Here is an 18,892-nt window from a genome sequence, read left to right as displayed (position 1 = left end):
ACTCTGGCAAGGGAAATTCCGGGTGCACTTTGAAAATGACCAGTCCGGCCGCATGGGAACATGCTTCGGGCTTCAGGATTCCCCTTGCATCAGCCTTGCCCCCGCGGGAAATCATCTGTTCACGGCCACCTTGCTGAAGGCCTTTGCGACCAATGCCAACAGTCGCCTGGTGGTCATTCCCCCCCAGGATGCGTACCTGCTGACGCTTTATCTGGAGGACACGCGCCATTGCGACGTCTCCGCCGCGAATGGCGAAGGCGAGCGCCGGACATATCGCAAGGGGACGATCTGCCTGATCGACCTTCAGGAGGGGGCTTCCATCCGGCTTTTCAAGCCGCTCGATGCCATCTGCATCCATCTGCCCTATGGCCTGATTGCGGACCTCTCCTGCGCCCATGCCAGCCTGAAACCCGGCAAGCTCAGATGTCTGCGCGGATTTCCCGACAAGGTGGTCTGGAACATCGGCCAAGCGCTGCGATCCCAGCTTGAGCCCGATATCGTCAGCAATCCGGAAATGCTGAACCATGTTGCCGTGGCCCTGTGCAGCCATCTTCTTCATGCCTACCGCGCCCCGGCCGAAACCGGCGGCGCGTCCTTCTCGCCGTTCGAGGTGAAGGAAGTTCTCGAGTACCTGACCGACCATTTCAGCAAGCATATGGATGAACGTTCCCTCGGGCGCCGTTTCGGCCTGTCCGCCGCGGAATTTTCGGTACGCTTCAAGGCGTTGATGGGCTGCTCTCTCGCGATCTGGCTGACCCATTACCGTCTCGACAGGGCCAAGGAGTTGCTCAAGGATCTGAGCCTGCCGGTCTCCGACGTGATCAGGATGTGCGGTCTGCACGACGATGAACGGTTCCGGCGGGAGCTGCAGGAATTCTCGCTGGGAAGAGACACCCGGACGATCCACTAGATGACGCCCTCATAAATGAGACTGGAATGTTCAAAACGCCCGACTTCCCTACAAGAAGTGAGGTTCCCCGGCTGCCATAGGTGATGGGTCGTTTTCGCTTTACCCGAAAGGCCACCCCATGACCTTGAATGCCACGCCAACCCCTGGCGGACAGCTCGTCTCTCCGGCGGATCACACCCTGATCATGATCGATTTCCAGTCGCAGATGTCCTTTGCGACGAAGTCGATCGACACGACGCTTCTGCGCAACAACGCGGCGCTCGTGGCCAATGCGGCTGCCGGGTTCAACGTTTCCGCAATCCTCACGACGGTCGCCGAGAAGTCCTTCTCCGGACCGATGTATGACGAGATCACCGATGCCTTCCCGGGCAAGGCGCTGCTTGACCGCACCTCGATGAACACCTGGGAAGACGCTGCGGTCATCGACGAGGTCAACCGCATCGGCAAGAAGCGCCTTGTCCTGTGCGGGCTGTGGACCAGCGTCTGCCTCGTCGGCCCGGCGCTGTCGGCTCTCGACCAGGGCTTCGAGGTCTACGTGATCGCCGATGCCTGCGGCGACATCTCCGGCGAGGCCCATGACCGCGCCATGGACCGCATGGTTCAGGCCGGAGCAAGGCCCATGACGTCGCTGCAGTACCTTCTCGAACTGCAGCGCGATTGGGCGCGGGTCGAGACCTATGACATGACCACCGGGATCGCTCGGAAATTCGGCGGAGCCTATGGGCTTGGCATCACCTACGCAAAGCGGATGTTCGCGGCGTCCGAAGGACACTGACACGCCTGAAGCTCTCCCCGCTTCGCATCTTCGCGAAGCGGGGAGACGCATTGTGATCCCCGCTTTGTGATCAAGGATGCAGAGATGAAAATCTACCTCTTCTCGCTGCTTGCCGGTGTGCTGGTCGGCGTCATTTACAGCCTGCTGCATGTCCGCTCCCCCGCCCCTCCCGTGATCGCCCTCATCGGCCTGTTCGGTATCCTTCTGGGAGAACAGGCGGTTCCGCTGGTCAAGCGGCTGGCTGCGGGCGCTCCGGTCACCGTCTCCTGGGTCCACGGGCAATGCGGATCCCACATTTTCGGCCAGCTTCCCGGCTCGCCGGCACCGATGCCCCGCGGCAATCCGCCGGCAGCCTCTCCCCCGGCGAACGGGGACTGCTCCTGATCTTCCTCCGCCCGACACCGGAAACCGGATGGTCCGCGCCTGCGGGCCTGCGCAAAGACTTCGAGGAAAGGACGCCCCCACATGAATGCCGATCTGATACTCCACACCGGTCTCGTCACCACTCTGGACCGCAGCAACCCTGTCGCGAGCGCAATCGCGGTCAAGGACGGGAAGTTCCTGGCGGTTGGCCATGACAAGGAGGTCCTGGCGCTTGCGGGACCGCACACCCGGATCGTGGATCTGAAGGGCAGGAGGGTTCTGCCCGGCCTGATCGACAATCACACCCACGTCGTGCGCGGCGGCCTGAACTTCAACATGGAGCTGCGCTGGGACGGTGTGCGCTCCCTCGCCGATGCCATGGACATGCTGAAGCGTCAGGTCGCGGTGACGCCCCCGCCCCAGTGGGTGCGCGTCATCGGCGGCTTCACGGAGCATCAGTTTGCGGAAAAGCGGCTGCCGACGCTCGACGAGATCAATGCGGTCGCGCCGGACACGCCCGTATTCCTTCTGCATCTGTATGACCGGGCGCTGCTGAACGGGGCGGCATTGCGGGCGGTGGGATACACGAGGGACACGCCCAATCCGCCGGGCGGCGAAATCCTGCGGGACGGCAACGGCAATCCGACCGGCCTGCTTCTTGCCAAGCCGAACGCGGGCATTCTCTACGCGACACTCGCCAGGGGGCCGAAGCTTCCGTTCGACTATCAGGTCAACTCCACCCGCCACTTCATGCGCGAGTTGAACCGGCTCGGCGTCACCAGCGTGATCGACGCCGGCGGCGGTTTCCAGAACTATCCGGACGACTATGCCGTCATCCAGAAGCTGGCGGACGAGGACCAGATGACGGTCCGCCTCGCCTATAACCTCTTCACCCAGAAGCCGAAGGAAGAGAAGGACGACTTCCTCAACTGGACGGCTTCGGTGAAGTACAAGCAGGGAAACGACTATTTCCGCCACAACGGCGCGGGCGAGATGCTGGTCTTTTCCGCCGCCGACTTCGAGGATTTCCGCCAGCCCCGGCCCGACATGGAGCCGGAAATGGAGGGGGAACTGGAGGAGGTCGTGCGCGTGCTGGCCGAGAACCGCTGGCCCTGGCGGCTTCACGCCACCTATGACGAGACCATCTCGCGGGCCCTGGACGTTTTCGAGAAGGTCAATCAGGACATCCCGCTGGAAGGGCTGAACTGGTTCTTCGACCATGCGGAGACCATTTCGGAGCGTTCGATCGACCGCATTTCGGCTCTTGGAGGCGGCGTGGCGGTCCAGCACCGCATGGCCTATCAGGGCGAATATTTCGTTGAGCGTTATGGCCTCGGTGCCGCCGAGGCCACCCCGCCAATCGCCAGGATGCTGGACATGGGCGTGAAGGTTTCCGCCGGGACCGATGCCACCCGGGTGGCGTCCTATAACCCTTGGGTTTCCCTTGCCTGGATGATCACCGGAAGGACGGTGGGCGGTCTGCGCATCTATCCGCAGCACAACTGCCTCGACCGGGAAACGGCGCTGCGCATGTGGACCGAGAACGGAACCTGGTTCTCCAACGAGGAAGGCCTCAAGGGACGGATCGAGGCCGGGCAGCTCGCCGATCTCGTGGTTACGAGCAAGGATTTCTTCGCCTGCGCGGAAGACGAGATTTCGCATCTCACGTCCGACCTCACGATGGTTGGAGGCAAGATCGTCTATGGCGCAGGCGACTTCGGCTCCCTGGACGAGAACCCGGTTCCGCCTGCCATGCCCGACTGGTCTCCCGTGCGGACTTTCAAGGGATATGCTGCCTGGGGCGAGCCGGAAGGAGTGGGGCGAAACCCCCTGCAACGGCAGGCGACGGCCGGGTGCGGGTGCGCGAACTCATGCGGCATTCACGGCCACAACCATCTCGGCGCCTGGGGCACCGATGCCCCGGTTTCGGACCTGAAGAGCTTCTGGGGAGCGCTCGGATGCGCGTGCTGGGCGGTCTAGAGCATATTCTTGTCGATCAAACGGGTCCGTTTGATCGGAAAGCGCTCTAGACCGCCCGGCCGCAATTCTCTCTTCCCGGGCATGACAAGACGCCCTTTCGAACTGGAGACGGCGATGGCTGCAAGCGCATCTACCGGACCCTCCGACGGTCCTTTCGCCCCGTTGCGGCACAAGGTCTTCCTCGTGCTCTGGATGGCAACGGTCATCGGCAATACCGGATCCTTTGTCCGCGACGTGGCAAGCGCCTGGCTTGTCACGTCGCTGTCGCCCTCCCCTCTTTCCGTGGCCCTGATCCAGGCGGCGGCAACCCTGCCGCTGTTCCTGTTCTCGCTGCCTGCGGGGGTGCTCACCGACATTCTGGACCGGCGCAAGTTCCTGATCGCCATCCAGGTGCTTCTCGCGTGTGTCAGCCTCGGGCTTCTGGCCCTGTCCGCGACGGGAACCTTGAGCGTTGCGACGCTCATCGGCCTGACGTTCATGGGCGGGCTCGGGGCCGCCCTGATGATCCCGACCTGGCAGGTGATCGTTCCGGAACTGGTTTCCAAAGAGACGCTGCGCAGCGCGATTGCGCTGAACTCGCTCGGCATCAACATCGCCCGTGCCGTGGGGCCGGCTGTCGGCGGCCTGCTTCTGTCGGTCGCCGGTGCCGCCGTCACCTACGGGGTCGATGTCGCAAGCTACGTCGTGGTGATCGGGGCGCTGCTCTGGTGGCCGCGCGGGAAGACAGCCGAAGATCCCCTCGCAGAGCGGTTTTCCGGCGCCTTCCGGGCCGGGCTTCGTTACGCGCTGGCAAGCCGCCAGCTGCATCTGGTGCTGATCAGGGCCGGGGTCTACTTCGCCGCGGCCAGTGCGATCTGGGCTCTGCTTCCGCTTGTCGCCCGCAACCTTTTGCACGGAGGTTCCGGTTTCTACGGCCTGTTGCTTGGCAGCACCGGCGCCGGGGCCATCGCCGGTGCGCTGCTCCTTCCCGTCTTGCGCCGCCATGCGGGTCCGGACGGGCTGATGCTCGCATCGGCCATCACCATCGCCGCCTCCATGGCCGTTCTGGTGCTGTTTCCGATCCAGGCCCTGTCCTATGTGCTGTTCCTTCTCATCGGCGCGGCATGGATCACCGCCCTGACCACGCTGAACGGGACCGCGCAGGCCATTCTGCCCAACTGGGTCAGAGGCCGGTCCCTGGCGGTCTATCTCACCGTCTTCAACGCCGCGTTGACGGGCGGAAGCGTCGGCTGGGGGCTGGTCGCGGAATTTTCCGGCATTTCCGGCGCACTGCTGATCGCGGCCGCCCTGCTCGCTTCAAGTGCCGCCGTCTTTCACAGGATCAGGCTGCCCAAGGGAGACCTCGACCTCACGCCCGCAAATCACTGGCCCGAGCCGCTGACACAGCAGGTGGTGGAGCATGACCGGGGGCCGGTGCTGGTGACGATCGAGTACCGCGTGGCCGCCGAAGATCAGCCTGCCTTCCTGCGGCGCATGAGGCACCTGTCGAGGGAGCGGCGGCGCGATGGTGCCTATTCCTGGGGGATCAGCGAAGACGCAAGCGACAAGGGGCTGATGCTGGAATGGTTTTTCGTCGAGTCCTGGGCGGAGCACCTCAGGCAGCACAAGCGGGTTTCCAAAGCGGACGCGGACATCCAGTCGGAGCTTCTGAAATACCACGCGGGTTCCGAGCCGCCGGTCGTCCGTCATCTTCTGGCCGCCGATCTGCCCCGGGACTGAGATCTGCCGCCGAACAGGAAATCTCTCCATATCGATAACCTGCGCATGGTCCGATCAGAGCGGGCAAATCCGGTCGAACCGTACTGCGCCAACAAGGGGCCGGTGATGAACACGCATGCCTTGAAACCGATCTTGCGCGGCGGCCGGGGGGGACGGGTCGTCAGGGCGGTCGCGCTTCTCGCGCTCTGCTCGGCCTATCTGCAGGGGGCGCTGACCAAGAGTTTCGACCTTGCCGGGGCCGCCGCCGAGATGGCGCATTTCGGTCTCCATCCGCCGGGGCCCATCGCCATTGCAGTCATCGGGTTCGAGCTGAGCATGTGCGTTCTGGTTCTGAGCGGCGTCTTCCGCTGGTTGGGCGCACTGGCGCTCGGCGCCTTCACGCTTGCCGCGACTTTCCTCGCCTTCCGCTTCTGGATGCTGCCGCCGGGAATGGACAGGGCGATGGCCACGAACGGATTCTTCGAGCATCTCGGCCTGGTCGGCGCCTTCCTTCTGGTGGCGCTCCAAGATCTTCGGAGAGGAAAAACCTCTCCGGACTGACGTCTCGACGAGAGACTTTGCGGTATTCGACCTCCAATCGTTCAAAACAGCAGACGAAGCAACAAGAGCCGCGGCGCAATCACGTCTAGTCTCCGCCTCGTTTGCTGAGGCGGCATGAACGGCTCCGTCTCGGTTCTTGTAGGGAGCTGACCATGACCAGCACGACCCGCTTTCTCCCAACCCGCCGCGAGGCGTTGATTGCCGGTGCCGGCCTTGCGGCGGCCCTGTCATTTCCCGCGTTCGCGGCAGGCGGAAGCAATCAGACCCAAACAGAAGGAGGCATTGATATGACCCGGAGTTTCATCACGACGCCCGATGGCGTGGACATCTTCTACAAGGACTGGGGCCCCAGGGACGCACAGCCCATCGTCTTCCATCACGGATGGCCGCTGTCCTCCGACGACTGGGATCCGCAGCTGCTGTTCTTCGTCCACAAGGGGTTCCGCGTCATCGCGCACGACCGCCGCGGCCACGGCCGCTCCGCGCAGGTGAGCGACGGTCACGACATGGATCATTACGTGGCCGATGTCGCGGCACTGATGGACCAGCTCGACGTGAAGAACTCCGTCCATATCGGACATTCGACGGGTGGCGGCGAAGCGGCGGCCTATGTTGCGCGCAAGGGCAAGGACCGGGCGGCGAAGCTGATCACGCTCGGCGCGGTCCCGCCGATCATGCTGAAGAGCGAAGCCAACCCGGGCGGGCTGCCCATGGAGGTGTTCGACGGTTTCCGGGCCGCGCTTGCCGAGAACCGGGCGCAGTTCTACCACGATGTGCCGGCCGGCCCGTTCTACGGCTTCAACCGCGAAGGCGCCAAGGTCACCGAAGCCAATATCACCAACTGGTGGCGGCAGGGCATGATGGGCAGTGCCAAGGCCCATTACGACGGCATCAAGGCATTCTCCGAGACCGACTTCACCGACGATCTCAAGGCAATCGAAATCCCGACCCTCGTCATGCATGGCGCTGACGACCAGATCGTTCCGATCGCAGACAGCGCGCTGCTGGCCGTCAAGCTGCTGAAGAACGGCACCCTCAAGGTCTACGAGGGCTATCCGCATGGCTTCATGACCGTTCACCCCGATGTGGTGAATGCCGACATGCTGGCCTTCATCCGGGGCTGAGTGTCGAGAGCGATCCCGGTTCTTGCGTTCCGGGGACCTTCGAGCCGGAACCGGGACAGAAACCGGGATCGCTCACCTCACTCCTCACCTCCCCTCCCCGGCCCGCCCCGATCAGCGCGGGCCGGGACATTCCCGCAAACGGGAGACCTCGGCCTGAGCCCGGGAAGGCTGGGTCGCGGTGAGTGTCCTTGGAGGTGGACTGGCCCTGGCCGCGATCGGCATCCGTGTCGCGGCACGCGGCGGCAAGGCGCGAGACACTCAGATCAGGGCATGACGAACGGGCGCCCGCCGTCCCTTCCAGAGAGGACGGCGGGCGCCTTTTTCGTGTCGATCATGATGGCCGGCGATCATTCCATGTCGAAAAGCAGAGCCTGCCCGTCGGTGATCCAGGTCAGATCCGGCAAGGCCTCGTCGCCGGCCTGAAGTCCGTCACCGGCGGCAAGGCGCTCTCCGCCGATGGTCGCCAGACCCTCGACGATATGGAGGAAAGCCCTGCGGCCCTTGCCCGTGGGCACTGGCGTGGTCGTGCCGGCAAGCGGATAGGCGATGGACACCTTGGTATCGGACAGAAGGCTCAAGGGAGCCTCGCCGGCCGTGCCGCTGGCAATCAGGGACCAGTTCCGTGCGCTTTCGCGATCCGGCAAGGCCGCCTGCTGATAGTCCGGAGCGCCACCCTGACTGTCCGGGATGATCCAGATCTGCAGGAAATGCGCAGGAGAAGTATCCGAGGCGTTCATTTCCGAATGACGGATGCCGCTTCCCGCCGACATGAGCTGGACCTCGCCCGGCGCGATCTCCGTTTCATTGCCAAGCGTATCCCTGTGCCGCAGCTTGCCGGACAGGACCAGGGTCAGGATATCCATGTCCGCATGGCCGTGCTCGGCAAAACCGGAGCCGGGAATAATCCGGTCCTCGTTGATGACGCGCAGGGCGGCATGGCCCATCCGGGCCGGATCGCGGAAACCGCCGAAGGAAAACGTATGGAAGCTATCGAGCCAGCCGGTGGTGGTGTGGCCCCGGTTCATGTTCTCGTGGATCAGGTTCATGTGTTTCACTCCGTCGGTGTCGCCCTCAACAGGCCCTTGATTTGCGTGAGCATGATGGCTGTTCCTTTCAGGCTGCGGCTATGTGCGCCGTTGAAAGGAAGATGGGCCCGGACCGGAAAAAAGATAATCGCAATAATACCGTGAATATTATTCCATTTTATGCAACAATCGACCCATGATCGATCTCGACCACATCCGGATATTCCTGGCCGTCGCGGAACAGCGCAGCTTCGTTGCCGCCGCCCGCCAGCTGTCGATGACGGCACCGACCGTCACCCGTGCGGTCAGCAGTCTTGAGGATCAGCTCGGCATTCAATTGTTGCTCAGGACCACGCGGCACGTCTCGCTGACGTCGGCGGGCGCGGTTTATGCGGCCCGCATCGCGCCGCTTCTGGACACTTTCCAGCAGGTGAACGACGAATTGCGCGAACAGCATGGCGACGTCGCGGGACTGATCCGCATCAATGCGCCGATGTCGCTCGGCCAGCAGATCCTGCCGGATGTCGCCTCGGGGTTTCGTGTGGACTACCCGCGGACGGTCCTGTCGCTGACCCTGACCGACAGGTTCATCGATATCGTGTCGGACGATTACGATCTGGCCATACGGATTTCGGAAGCGCCGCGGGACAAGTCGACGATCTGGCGCAAGATCTGTCCGGTCCGGCGCATCATTGTGGCCTCGCCGGGCTATATCGCCGCCTATGGCCTGCCGGAGACGCCGGATGACCTGGAGCGGCACAGCTGCCTTGCCTATGACGAACGCTCCACCGGCGAGAGCTGGGAACTGCGCTGCGAGGGCAAAAGCCGGAAGATTCGCGCCGGGCAAACCATCGCGGGCAACAACGGCGAGCTGATGGCCCGACTTGCGGCCAATGGCGAGGGCATTGCGCTGCTGCCGCATTTCATCGTCGAGGAGGCCTTGCGGGGTGGCCAGTTGCAGCGGCTTCTGCCGGACTGGAGCCCGCCGGAACTCTGGCTGACGCTGTATTATCCGCCCTACGAGCGCCTGCCGATGCGGGTCGCGAAATTCTCCGACTTTTTCGAGACCTACGTCACCCGGACCCGGCCTCTTTGAGAGCTTCCATCCAACTCGCCTGACGCCTCATCTGGCTGCGGGATCATGAAGCGGTTACCCAGGGCGCGGCCCGGAACATGCGTGGTTCCCCTCCATTTGGGGGGCGCGTTCATCCCGGGCCGGGGCTAAGCCTACCAAATCAGGCGCATCAAACGGATTTGGAGCAAAGATGTTCAGTTTCAGTGTCGGGCTGTCCCTGCGTCTGATGGCGCAGACGGCTCCCTTTGTCATTTTCAGAATGGTCATCTATTTCGCGATCGCGGTCGCCTATGTGCTGGTCACTGGCGTTGGAGCCGGGATCGGCTTTGGCATCGGCGGTATCGGCGACAGCGACTTCCAGGCCTCCAGCACCCTCTGGGGCGGCGGCATCGGGTTCGCACTCACTGCCGGTGTCATTTACATCTTGCGCGAATACATTCTCTACATCGTCAAGGCCGGACACATCGCGGTGATGGTCGAGGCGCTCGACGGGCGCGAACTGCCGGCTGGCCAAGGCCAGATCGCCTATGCGCGCGACATCGTCACCAATCATTTCGGCGAGGCGTCGGTCCTGTTTGGCATCGACCAGCTGGTCAAGGGCGTGCTCAACGCCATCACTGGCCTGCTGCAGGGGCTTATGAGCCTCCTCCCGATACCGGGCCTCAACAATGTGATGGGGATCGTCCGCGGGTATCTCCGGGTCGCCGTCGGGCTTCTGGACGAGATCATTCTCGCCCATATCCTGCGCCATCGCTCGACCAACCCCTGGGCGAGCGCCCGCGAGGCGCTGGTGCTTTATGGACAGAACGCCAAACCGATGCTGCTCAACGCCGCCTGGGTGACGCTGTTCGTCTACGGGCTGTCGTTCGTGGTCTTCATTCTCATGCTCGCCCCCGCCTCTGCGCTGGTCTATCTGATCCCGGGGGCATGGTCGGCGGGCGGTTTCGTGTTCGCGCTTCTTTTTGCATGGGCCGTCAAGGCGGCGCTGATCGAACCCTTCGCCATTGCCTGCCTGCTGCAAAGTTTCTTCAAGGCAACCGACGGCCAGGCGCCGAACCCGGAATGGGAGGCGCGTCTCGAAGCAGCTTCGAACAAGTTCAAGAAAATGGGGCAGCGTGCCGCCGAATGGATGGGTGGCAAGACCAAGGCGTCCGGGACGCCCGCCGGCGTGGGAAATTCCTGATGGCACATCGGGACGAGCGATCGCGCCCCGGTCCCGTTCGATGCTTGTGTCGGTCTGCCACGATTGCGCATGAACATCAGCGACTGGGAATGAAGGGGTTTGGCGCGGTTCTGGCGATCGCCTTGCTGGGGTTCGCGACCCCTCTTGCGGCGCAGGAGGCCAGCGGGCACATCACCCGCCAGTTTGAACGGCGTTCCCGTGGAATGGGCCATCGTCGCGTCACCCGCACCGGGCCTGATCACCCCCGGCGACGACGGCATGACGTCCGGGCTGTCCACGACGTCGATTTTCGTCCCGCAAGAGGCTCCTTTCGACAACGTCGTGACCATAGCCATGTGGGGAGCTGCATCAACCGGCGATGCGGCGCCCTTGTTGACCCTGCAATTTCTCCATCCGCTGACTGACGACACGCCGCTCGGCGAGCGCGTGATTGGCGCCTTGTACTATTTTGAGGGCGGCGCCGATTGGGGATGGGGTGCGGATTTTGAGGGACCCGATGCCGAAATCACGGTCGACAGCTATACCCGTGGGAAAAATCAGCTGGCGATACGTGGCCATTTCAGCGCGCGCCTACTACCAGAGCTCGGACCGGGACGAACCGGATCTCTCACGCAGCATCGCCATTTCGGGGACCTTTGAAGCGCACCTGCCACGACGGGACACAAAATGAAACGGACGCTCGCCACACTCGCCATTCTGGGCCTCAGCCTCGGCACCGCTTGCGCAGACACGCTGGGCACGATCAAAGCCACATGGAACGGCAGCAAACGGACATGGTTCATCACCTCGTTCAATGGTCAGAGCCAATCCTCGCACACTGATGCCGCGCGGGTTGTCGACAGCTTCAATCTCTGGGGCAATCCGCAAGAAGGAGACGTGGCGGCGACCAAGAATGTCGTGTCTCTCGGATTTTCAGTCATGACCGGGCCCAAGGGGAAACAGGCCATAGACGCGTCCGTGTACTATCTGGACTCCGGGCTTTCCGACATGTGGGACGCCAGCGAAGACGGCCAGACCAAAGTGACACTCGATGTGTTCGACAAGACCGAAACCACCGTGCATGTCACCGGATCATTCCACGCAACCCCGACAAAGGCAGGTAAATTCCGCCAGATCGACGGCATCTTCGACGTGACCTTTCCGCTGAACTGAGAATGCTCTCCTTGCAACCGGGATGCGCCCCGTCGGATCAGGACAAGCGGAGCGATGCGATCATCGCTTCGATGGCGCTCTGGATATCGGCCTGACCTTCAAGAGCATAGCCCTTGAGTTCGAGGCGGTATCCTTCTCCCTCGAGCCACATCTGATGCATCATTGCGGGCGCCGACAGGGCTGCGTTGCTGCGGATCTGCGCGCCGCCGGGCAGGGTGCGCACGACCCCGAAGCCCGAGAACGGCCCGATCCTCAGTTCGGGCTCCATCCTTGCGACCGGCGCATTGGCGAGCTTGGCCCAGGGATCGTTCAAAACCCCGTCGAGCGTGATCGCCTGCGGGGCGTTGTGGAGGATCACCTCGAGCCCGGCTTCCGGAGCCGCTTGTACCAGAAGGCAGTTCCAGTCGGCATCCGGCGTGTAGGAGCGCTTGTCGGTCTCACGCACCCACCGCGAAAAAACGGTGACGCCGAAGAGCTGGAGGGGGCCGTCGGTTCTGGTGCTGACCAGAGCCTGCCAGGTCGCCGGCATATCCATGGTCAATCCGGTTAGCGGATGCCGTATGCGACAAACGCCATCGAGCGAATCCTGTCCCTCGTCCGATCGGTCGGCGGCAGCCATCGTCAGGGAGAAGGACGCAGCCGTGCCTGCGGCGCGTCGTGAAATCGCCAGACGCCACGCTTCGATCATCGCCTTGACCGCCTGTGCGTCGGACTGGCCGTGAAAGCCGATGAACTGGCCGTCAGGGCCGCGCAACAGGCCCCTGTCATGGGGCATGGTCTGGTTGGCGTGGATGCGAAACCAGTAGACGGTATCGCCGCGAACGTTAAGGGTCAGCCGGTCGAGCTGTGCGGGCGTGACAGAGCGGATCAGCTTGTCGCCGAGCACCGACAGAAGGCGTTTGTCGGTTACGCCATAGACCCACAAGGGTGCACGCCGGCACCACCCCGTGCCAAGGATCACCAGTCCCGCGAGTGCGCACGCCGCAGCCAGCGGAAAGCGTGCACCGGCGGGAAGCACGCCGACGGACAGACCCAGCGACAGGAGTGTCCCGACCAACACCAGACTTATGCCCGTGGCGACGGCACCCGGACCGAAGAAGCTGCCCTGTTTGGGGCGCCCCTGCCACAGGACCCGTTCGTCCGGGTCCAGATGGCGCCGAAGGCGGATATCGATTTCGGCGGATGGAATGGGGGTCAGCATGACGCCTCTTCCGGCCCGGTGATGACCGGCGTCGAACGAAACCTCTCCGATCTCAGCGCCATGGCATGACTTCCCGGGCGCCCTGCGCATTGTTCCACATCATGCCGAGTGCGACGTGATCGGCGAGGAAGCCGTCGATCCCACCCGACGCCCGCGCGTGCCGGCCGTATGTCCAGGTGAATTGGGCGTCGACACCCCGATTGCAGTCGGTTACCGGCGCGGTGTCATCGAGCGTCTGTTTGGCAGCAAGGGCGCTGTCTGGAAGCGGCGCCTGCCTGATCGGTTCACGGCGCAGTGCCACGCGCCAGGTCGAACCGCACCTCATTTGCAGCGCTCGTAATGGTCGCCCCAACTGGAAGTAAGCAGCGCGATCCCGCCATCGCGGGTCTGCATCAGCACCGTGTTTTCGCTCCATTTGCCGCCCTCGCCATCGCAATCGGCGGCGAAAAGCACGGCTCCCTCAAAGCCGTCCAGGGCGCGAGGGTTGGAAAGCCGGCACTCGTAGCCGTGGAAACTGGCGGCACCGTCACGGAGCTCGACCCGCTGATCGCTTTCTTCGGCGGCGCAGCTATAGGCATCATAAAGCCCGTTCTCTATGGCGGCGGTTCCGGCCAGAGCCTGAGCCGTCGAGAGCGTCAGGCACAGGCCCATCGCGCCGATCGGGCCTCGCCCGCACCTTTTGGGATAATCGCGCATCCGGCTTCTCCGATCATCGGTCGGGTGAATTGGACCCAAGTGATAAACGCCGGTCGAGCGTCCCGCGCCCTCCATTCAGGGGGGGCACAATCGCAAGGTTTTCCGATAGCGATCAGGACAAGGACAGACGCGAGAGAGGGACGACGCCCGCGCGCGCAAGCGGTGAAAACCACGCCGAAAGTCGTCAGTAATATTGTATTTTAAATAACCATTTCTCGACCATTAAAGATTTTCAAGAGTATACCTATTCCACGAAATTCGTTTAGTCTGGCACCCTGCACTTAGAGGATGCTGGCCATGGATCTTCTCTTTTCTCCCCCGCGGCGAGCGCGAGCGATTGCAGACGGATTCTCTTTCTTATTTGCCGTAGCGTTTCTTCTGGCCCTATGTTCCCCATCTCTGGCGCAGGAGGGGGTCCTCCTGACGGTTCTCGACACCGCCAGCGGCGAACCCGTGACCTTCGATCGCGATGCTCTCGAAGCCCTGCCTCGGCATACGGTCGATACCCATACATCTGTCACCGACGGGGTGCGTCATTTCGAGGGCCCACTGATGCGAGACGTGCTCGCTGCGGCGCATTTTTCCGGCAAGGAAGTGCTGGCGATCGCCCTCAACGATTACGAAGTCACCATCCCTGTGTCCGATTTCGAGCGGTTCGACGTCATCGCCGCACTCGAGATGGACGGCGAAATCCTAACCGCCCGCGACCGGGGGCCGGTGTGGATCGTCTACCCCCGCGACGCCCATGCCGAATTGCAGGATATCCGCTTCGATTATCGCTGGGTCTGGCAACTGACCCGCATCCAGGCGCCATGAGCACCGAAGATTTCTCCATTGGCCGGAAGCCTGCCCAGGTGCGGCTGTGGCACTACGGCATGCCACTCGCCATCGTGGTCACCTGTATCGGCCTTCTCGCCCTCGCCCTGGTGCAATTGACCGACATCGCACGCACCATGCGAGTGGACGCGCCCAGCAATATGCTGTGGGTCATCAGTCAGGCCGAGGTCGAGGCACTGAGAACGCAGAACGCCCTGACCACGGCGCGGCTCGCGGGCTGGGATGCGGCGTCGCGCGAGGCTCTCGGTGTACGCTACGACCTGCTGATGAGCCGGCTGGACCTGCTGTCCAACGGACCGCAACTGCGAAGCCTCGCCGAACTCGGCATCGCCGACACCATCGTCTCGTATCAGGATAAGGCCAAGAGCTTCGACCCCCGTCTCAAGCCCCTCGCCGAAGAAAGGGCCCCGCAATTCGCGGATCTGCTTTCGGGCCTGCGAGGTGAACTCAACCGATCGGCCAACCGACAGATGGTGGCGGGATGGGAAAACCTGTCAAGCCAGTTCGACCGCTACCGCGAAACGGTGTCCCAGGTGATCGCGTCGGTGATCGGCGTGCTTCTTGGCGCCATGCTGCTCGGCTGGCAGATCGTCTCGGGCAAGCAGTCGCTGCTGCGCGCCGAGGAGGCGCGTCTCCGCACCATCCGGCTCGAGCATGAACTCAAGGGCGTTCGTGCCACGGCTCGCTATTATCGCGATTTCGCCTCGGTCGTTTCACACCAGTTCCGTACCCGGCTCGCCATCATCGACAGCGCCGCGCAAAGGCTGATCATTGGCGGCAAGTTGCCGAACCTGCCCGCGCTCGAGGAGCGGCGCTCGCTCATCCGGCAGACCGTTACCCGGCTCACAGGCCTCGTCGACGCGGCGCTGATGGCGGGACGCCTCGACCACGGAGCGGTCAATCTCCATGCGACTGTTTGCGACCTGAGCGAACTGGCGCTCGACATTCGCGACGAGTTCCAGCGCGGCGTGCCCGAACGTACCATCGCGTTCGACAAACCTGACGGCCCGCTTCCGGTGTGTTGCGATCCCTCGCTGGTGTCCCACATCATCATGAACCTCATCGACAATGCTCTCAAGTACAGCCCCCCCGACCGGCCGATCTCGGTGCGCTTCGAAACAGCGGACGATCGGTGCGGCTGCACCATCAGCGATTTCGGATCCGGTATTTCAGATGCGGATCTGCCTCACATTTTCGACAGGTTCCGGCGCGGCCAGGATCGGAAGGACGCGCAGGGCGCAGGCATCGGCCTGTGGATCGCGCGGCAACTCGCGGAGCTGCAGGGCGGCACCGTGACGGTTTCCAACAAGGCAGGCGGCGGCGCCGCCTTCACGATCTGGCTTCCCGCCTCGGCTCGAGGCGAAGCCGGCATCGAAGATACAGCCCGACCCGAGGGGATGCGCCCATGAACACCGAGGACGCCGGCCCCCCCATCCGCATTCTGGTGTGCGAAGACGAACCGTCTCTGCGTGCCGATCTCACCGCCGTATTGCGCGAAACCGGTTATTCGGTCATGGAGGCCGCCGACGGCCTGGCGGCACGGGACCTGCTCGACGCGCAGGCGCCTGATCTCATTTTGTGCGATGTGTCCATGCCTCACTTCGATGGCCTTGAGCTTCTGGCGCATCTGCGCGCCTTGCGCCCCGATCTGGCCGAGGTGCCCTTTCTGTTTCTGACTGCGCTTGCCGATCGCGAGCAGGTCATCGCCGGTAAAAGAGCCGGGGCCGACGACTATCTCGTGAAGCCGATCGACTACGAAATCATGCTGGCGACAATATCGGCACAGCTCAGGCAGGTGGCCAGGGTTCGTGCCCGCCTCGCCGCCAGGGCGGCGGAAACACGCGAGGCGCTCGGAACCGCGGGAAGTCTCAGCACCTTTTCGGCGATCGATTCTCTGGCGCCGGCCATTGCGCTGCTCGATGCCGAGGGCGTTGTCGTACATGCCAACGGCGCAGCCGAGGAGCTGATAGACGCTTCGGACGGCCTCTTGCGCCAACGCATGGCCATCGAGGTGCCCGGTGCGATCCAACGCGCAGGGACGAAGCCCGACTGCGAGAAAGAGGCGGTCTTCCTGCGCCTGCCCCAGCACGAGGACGAGCAGGACGTCATCGTCCTGCTCAGCCTGCTGCCCCCCGCGCCTGCTGCCGGAGGGCCTGCGGTCATGGCGCTGATCGTGGATCCCTCCCGCCGCGCCGCGCCAACGGATGCGCTCTTGCGTAATCTGTTCGGGCTGACCCCGACAGAGGCGCGCGTGAGCAGCCTGCTCGTGCAAGGCGACCGGCTCGAAGACATCGCCCGGGGGCTCGGCATTCAACAGTCGACCGTGGTGTTTCACCTCAGGAACATCTTTGCCAAGACCGACACCAATCGCCAGACCGATCTGGTCGCGCTGCTCCTCAGCCTGACCGTGACCCAATAGGACCGCGGCCTTGATGAGGCCTTCTTCCGGCCCGTGTCGACGCCCCTTTTCACGCCAAACGCAGCCCTCCCCCGTCAAACAGGGGGGGCGTCGAAGATATGTGGCGGATAGATTTCAGCGCGCATCGCGCCGGAACGGTTTCAAGGCACATGCGCCGCAATTGCGTTGGAAGGGCGATCCTCGCCCTCACGACGGTCTGGCGACATGATCGTATGGATTTGCGCAAACGCCCGGTCACGGGGCACCGCACGGTGATGATCGACAAGGTTTCATGATGTGAAGGCCAGCGCCGAAACGCCCCGGCCGAAGCGCACAGGCGGTGTCGAAAGACAGCCGCACCTTTTCGGAGATTTTTCATGCCCAAGCACCCTTTTTCCTGGCTCATCGTTCTTCTCGCACTGACGTGCGGAGCGAGTGTCGCGCAGGCACAGACGGGTTCCGATACGGATAAGATAATCCTCGTGCTCGACGCGTCGGGTTCGATGTGGGGACAGATCGACGGCGAGGCCAAGATCACGATCGCGCGTCGTGTCATTGGCGATCTTCTCGACACGCTGCCGGCGAAGGTGGAGCTCGGACTGACCGTCTACGGCCATCGGGAAAAGGGCAATTGCGACGATATCGAAACGCTGGTGGTTCCCGGCGCCCAGCCGCGCGGGGCCATCCGCCAGGCCATCGCCATGATCAAGCCCAAGGGCAAGACGCCGCTTTCCAAAGCTGTCGAGTTGGCGGCCGAGGCGCTGAAATACGAAGAGAACAAGGCGACCGTCATTCTCGTGTCCGACGGCATTGAAACCTGCAACTACGATCCCTGCGACGTGGGCAAGCATCTTGAGGCCAACGGCATCGATTTCACGGCCCATGTCATCGGCTTCGACCTCGCCGACGACGAGACCCGCGCTCAATTGCAATGCCTGGCCGAGAATACCGGCGGTCGTTTTCTGACCGCCGACAATGCCGAGGAGCTCGCCGACGCGCTCCAACAGGTCAGCGCGGCGGCGCCACCAGCGGCCAGGATCGATGCCGTCTTTGAAGCGACGGACGGAAAAGGCGGACCGGTGATCAAGAACGGTCTTGCCTGGACATTGAGCGACCTCGAAACGGGCGCCGCAACGGTCGACGGGCTCGAGATCGGGGTGTTGCGCATGCCGGTCGAGGCAGGCGCCTACAAGGTCGTCGTCAAGCGCACAGACGGCGTGTCGGCCGAACGCGAAGTCGAGATCGGTGCAGATGCCGACAACAGCTTCGTGCTGCCGCTCATCGTCGAATTGCCCGACGCCAGCATCTCGGCATCGGCCGAGGCAGCCCAGGGATCCGCCCTGCCGGTGACATGGGCCGGACCAAACGAAGACAGGGACTATATCTCGGTTGCTGAAGCCGGTTCGGACGGCGGCGTCTACATCAATTACACCTACACCGAGAAGGGCAGCCCGCTGCAATTACGGATGCCGCCCAAACCGGGCGAGTATGAAATCCGCTACATCCGCAGCCAGGACAACGAAGTCCTCGCTTCCGCCACTGTCACGGTTGTCCCGGTCGAGGTCAGCGTATCGGCGGCGTCCGAAGCCCCGCAGGGCTCGGCGATCCCGGTGACATGGGTCGGACCCGACGAGCAGCGCGACTATATCTCGGTGGCCGAGGCAGGTTCGGATGGCGGCGCCTATATCAATTACACCTACACCGAGAAGGGCAGCCCGTTGCAGTTGCGGATGCCGGCCAAACCCGGCGACTATGAAATCCGCTACATCCTGAGCCAGGACAACAAGATCCTGGCCTCCACCACCGTCAAGGTCACACAGGTCGAGGTCAGCGTATCGGCGGCGTCCGAAGCCCCGCAGGGCTCGGCGATCCCGGTGACATGGGTCGGACCCGACGAGCAGCGCGACTATATCT

The 18,892-nt window shown here is 63.3% G+C and carries 19 protein-coding genes; 15 read left to right on the top strand and 4 right to left on the bottom strand.

The features are described from left to right. The first annotated feature begins 22 nt into the window (after nt 1–22). The 7 genes from C8N35_RS21150 (at nt 23) to C8N35_RS21120 (ending at nt 7,411) form a co-directional block, all read left to right on the top strand. Nucleotides 23–910 carry a helix-turn-helix domain-containing protein gene (locus C8N35_RS21150; RefSeq protein ID WP_107991733.1) on the top strand — a complete coding sequence of 296 codons (888 nt, stop codon included), beginning with the start codon at nt 23–25 and terminating at the stop codon, nt 908–910. Between the two features lie 124 nt (nt 911–1,034). After that, a complete protein-coding gene (locus C8N35_RS21145; RefSeq protein WP_210203639.1) occupies nt 1,035–1,685 on the top strand; it encodes a hydrolase in 651 nt (216 codons plus the stop codon). 84 nt (nt 1,686–1,769) lie between these two features. After that, entirely contained in the window at nt 1,770–2,069 is a 300-nt protein-coding gene (locus C8N35_RS21140; protein WP_107991823.1) for a XapX domain-containing protein, read from the top strand. 81 nt (nt 2,070–2,150) lie between these two features. Continuing rightward, nucleotides 2,151–4,028: an amidohydrolase gene (locus C8N35_RS21135; protein ID WP_107991731.1), complete on the top strand. Its 1,878-nt coding sequence runs from the start codon at nt 2,151–2,153 to the stop codon at nt 4,026–4,028. Between the two features lie 114 nt (nt 4,029–4,142). Further along, nucleotides 4,143–5,747 (top strand): MFS transporter, encoded by a 1,605-nt coding sequence (locus tag C8N35_RS21130; RefSeq protein ID WP_107991730.1) that lies wholly within the window; start codon nt 4,143–4,145, stop codon nt 5,745–5,747. A gap of 105 nt (nt 5,748–5,852) precedes the next feature. Next, the gene (locus tag C8N35_RS21125; protein ID WP_107991822.1) at nt 5,853–6,287 is read left to right on the top strand and encodes a DoxX family protein; all 435 of its coding nucleotides are present in this window, start codon (nt 5,853–5,855) and stop codon (nt 6,285–6,287) included. A 287-nt stretch (nt 6,288–6,574) separates the two neighbouring features. Next, nucleotides 6,575–7,411, top strand: coding sequence for an alpha/beta fold hydrolase (locus C8N35_RS21120; protein ID WP_428977132.1), 837 nt, complete (start codon nt 6,575–6,577; stop codon nt 7,409–7,411). 347 nt (nt 7,412–7,758) lie between these two features. On the opposite strand, the gene C8N35_RS21115 is transcribed toward C8N35_RS21120, so the two are convergent. Beyond that, on the bottom strand, nt 7,759–8,457 hold the full coding sequence (locus tag C8N35_RS21115; protein WP_107991728.1) for a pirin family protein: 699 nt from the start codon (nt 8,455–8,457) through the stop codon (nt 7,759–7,761). 175 nt (nt 8,458–8,632) lie between these two features. Between C8N35_RS21115 and C8N35_RS21110 the strand changes: the two genes are divergently transcribed. From C8N35_RS21110 to C8N35_RS21095, 4 genes are all read left to right on the top strand, one after another. Next, entirely contained in the window at nt 8,633–9,532 is a 900-nt protein-coding gene (locus tag C8N35_RS21110) for a LysR family transcriptional regulator (protein WP_107991727.1), read from the top strand. A 169-nt stretch (nt 9,533–9,701) separates the two neighbouring features. Further along, nucleotides 9,702–10,694: a hypothetical protein gene (locus C8N35_RS21105; RefSeq protein WP_107991726.1), complete on the top strand. Its 993-nt coding sequence runs from the start codon at nt 9,702–9,704 to the stop codon at nt 10,692–10,694. A 198-nt stretch (nt 10,695–10,892) separates the two neighbouring features. Further along, nucleotides 10,893–11,333 carry a hypothetical protein gene (locus C8N35_RS21100; RefSeq protein WP_146177450.1) on the top strand — a complete coding sequence of 147 codons (441 nt, stop codon included), beginning with the start codon at nt 10,893–10,895 and terminating at the stop codon, nt 11,331–11,333. A gap of 27 nt (nt 11,334–11,360) precedes the next feature. Then, entirely contained in the window at nt 11,361–11,846 is a 486-nt protein-coding gene (locus tag C8N35_RS21095; RefSeq protein WP_107991724.1) for a hypothetical protein, read from the top strand. A gap of 37 nt (nt 11,847–11,883) precedes the next feature. Here the strand turns inward: C8N35_RS21095 and C8N35_RS21090 are convergent, their stop codons facing one another. Genes C8N35_RS21090 through C8N35_RS21080 form a run of 3 tightly spaced genes read right to left on the bottom strand, consistent with a single transcriptional unit; the run spans nt 11,884 to nt 13,743 of the window. After that, complete coding sequence (locus C8N35_RS21090) at nt 11,884–13,047, bottom strand: hypothetical protein (protein ID WP_107991723.1); 1,164 nt, start codon at nt 13,045–13,047, stop codon at nt 11,884–11,886. A 52-nt stretch (nt 13,048–13,099) separates the two neighbouring features. After that, complete coding sequence (locus C8N35_RS21085; RefSeq protein ID WP_107991722.1) at nt 13,100–13,372, bottom strand: hypothetical protein; 273 nt, start codon at nt 13,370–13,372, stop codon at nt 13,100–13,102. Continuing rightward, nucleotides 13,369–13,743: a hypothetical protein gene (locus tag C8N35_RS21080; RefSeq protein WP_107991721.1), complete on the bottom strand. Its 375-nt coding sequence runs from the start codon at nt 13,741–13,743 to the stop codon at nt 13,369–13,371. The genes C8N35_RS21085 and C8N35_RS21080 overlap by 4 nt, the downstream gene beginning before the upstream one ends. Before the next feature lie 297 nt (nt 13,744–14,040). Between C8N35_RS21080 and C8N35_RS21075 the strand changes: the two genes are divergently transcribed. The 4 genes from C8N35_RS21075 to C8N35_RS21060 form a co-directional block, all read left to right on the top strand. Beyond that, on the top strand, nt 14,041–14,559 hold the full coding sequence (locus C8N35_RS21075) for a putative pterin-binding protein (protein WP_107991821.1): 519 nt from the start codon (nt 14,041–14,043) through the stop codon (nt 14,557–14,559). Beyond that, nucleotides 14,556–15,989 carry a sensor histidine kinase gene (locus C8N35_RS21070; protein WP_107991720.1) on the top strand — a complete coding sequence of 478 codons (1,434 nt, stop codon included), beginning with the start codon at nt 14,556–14,558 and terminating at the stop codon, nt 15,987–15,989. The genes C8N35_RS21075 and C8N35_RS21070 overlap by 4 nt, the downstream gene beginning before the upstream one ends. Then, nucleotides 15,986–16,999 carry a response regulator gene (locus C8N35_RS21065; RefSeq protein WP_107991719.1) on the top strand — a complete coding sequence of 338 codons (1,014 nt, stop codon included), beginning with the start codon at nt 15,986–15,988 and terminating at the stop codon, nt 16,997–16,999. Before C8N35_RS21070 ends, C8N35_RS21065 begins: the two co-directional genes overlap by 4 nt. Nucleotides 17,000–17,355: 356 nt before the next feature. Further along, the coding region (locus tag C8N35_RS21060) for a vWA domain-containing protein (protein WP_107991718.1) at nt 17,356–18,892 on the top strand (1,537 nt) is incomplete at its 3' end.

Source organism: Breoghania corrubedonensis, from assembly GCF_003053845.1.
In the GTDB taxonomy this organism is placed as follows: Bacteria; Pseudomonadota; Alphaproteobacteria; order Rhizobiales; family Stappiaceae; genus Breoghania; species Breoghania corrubedonensis.
The sequence above is the reverse complement of the archived record's forward strand: the minus strand, read 5'-3'. Positions and strand labels throughout refer to the sequence as shown.

Excerpts from the sequence above, each read along its gene's own strand:
- C8N35_RS21125 (WP_107991822.1), top strand. The coding sequence starts at position 5,853 with ATGAACACGCATGCCTTGAAACCGATCTTGCGCGGCGGCCGGGGGGGA.
- C8N35_RS21140 (WP_107991823.1), top strand. The coding sequence starts at position 1,770 with ATGAAAATCTACCTCTTCTCGCTGCTTGCCGGTGTGCTGGTCGGCGTC.
- C8N35_RS21065 (WP_107991719.1), top strand. The coding sequence starts at position 15,986 with ATGAACACCGAGGACGCCGGCCCCCCCATCCGCATTCTGGTGTGCGAA.
- C8N35_RS21095 (WP_107991724.1), top strand. The coding sequence starts at position 11,361 with ATGAAACGGACGCTCGCCACACTCGCCATTCTGGGCCTCAGCCTCGGC.
- C8N35_RS21120 (WP_428977132.1), top strand. The coding sequence starts at position 6,575 with ATGACCCGGAGTTTCATCACGACGCCCGATGGCGTGGACATCTTCTAC.
- C8N35_RS21130 (WP_107991730.1), top strand. The coding sequence starts at position 4,143 with ATGGCTGCAAGCGCATCTACCGGACCCTCCGACGGTCCTTTCGCCCCG.
- C8N35_RS21085 (WP_107991722.1), bottom strand. The coding sequence starts at position 13,372 with ATGAGGTGCGGTTCGACCTGGCGCGTGGCACTGCGCCGTGAACCGATC.
- C8N35_RS21115 (WP_107991728.1), bottom strand. The coding sequence starts at position 8,457 with ATGAACCTGATCCACGAGAACATGAACCGGGGCCACACCACCACCGGC.
- C8N35_RS21070 (WP_107991720.1), top strand. The coding sequence starts at position 14,556 with ATGAGCACCGAAGATTTCTCCATTGGCCGGAAGCCTGCCCAGGTGCGG.
- C8N35_RS21110 (WP_107991727.1), top strand. The coding sequence starts at position 8,633 with ATGATCGATCTCGACCACATCCGGATATTCCTGGCCGTCGCGGAACAG.
- C8N35_RS21105 (WP_107991726.1), top strand. The coding sequence starts at position 9,702 with ATGTTCAGTTTCAGTGTCGGGCTGTCCCTGCGTCTGATGGCGCAGACG.
- C8N35_RS21135 (WP_107991731.1), top strand. The coding sequence starts at position 2,151 with ATGAATGCCGATCTGATACTCCACACCGGTCTCGTCACCACTCTGGAC.
- C8N35_RS21075 (WP_107991821.1), top strand. The coding sequence starts at position 14,041 with ATGGATCTTCTCTTTTCTCCCCCGCGGCGAGCGCGAGCGATTGCAGAC.
- C8N35_RS21080 (WP_107991721.1), bottom strand. The coding sequence starts at position 13,743 with ATGCGCGATTATCCCAAAAGGTGCGGGCGAGGCCCGATCGGCGCGATG.
- C8N35_RS21090 (WP_107991723.1), bottom strand. The coding sequence starts at position 13,047 with ATGCTGACCCCCATTCCATCCGCCGAAATCGATATCCGCCTTCGGCGC.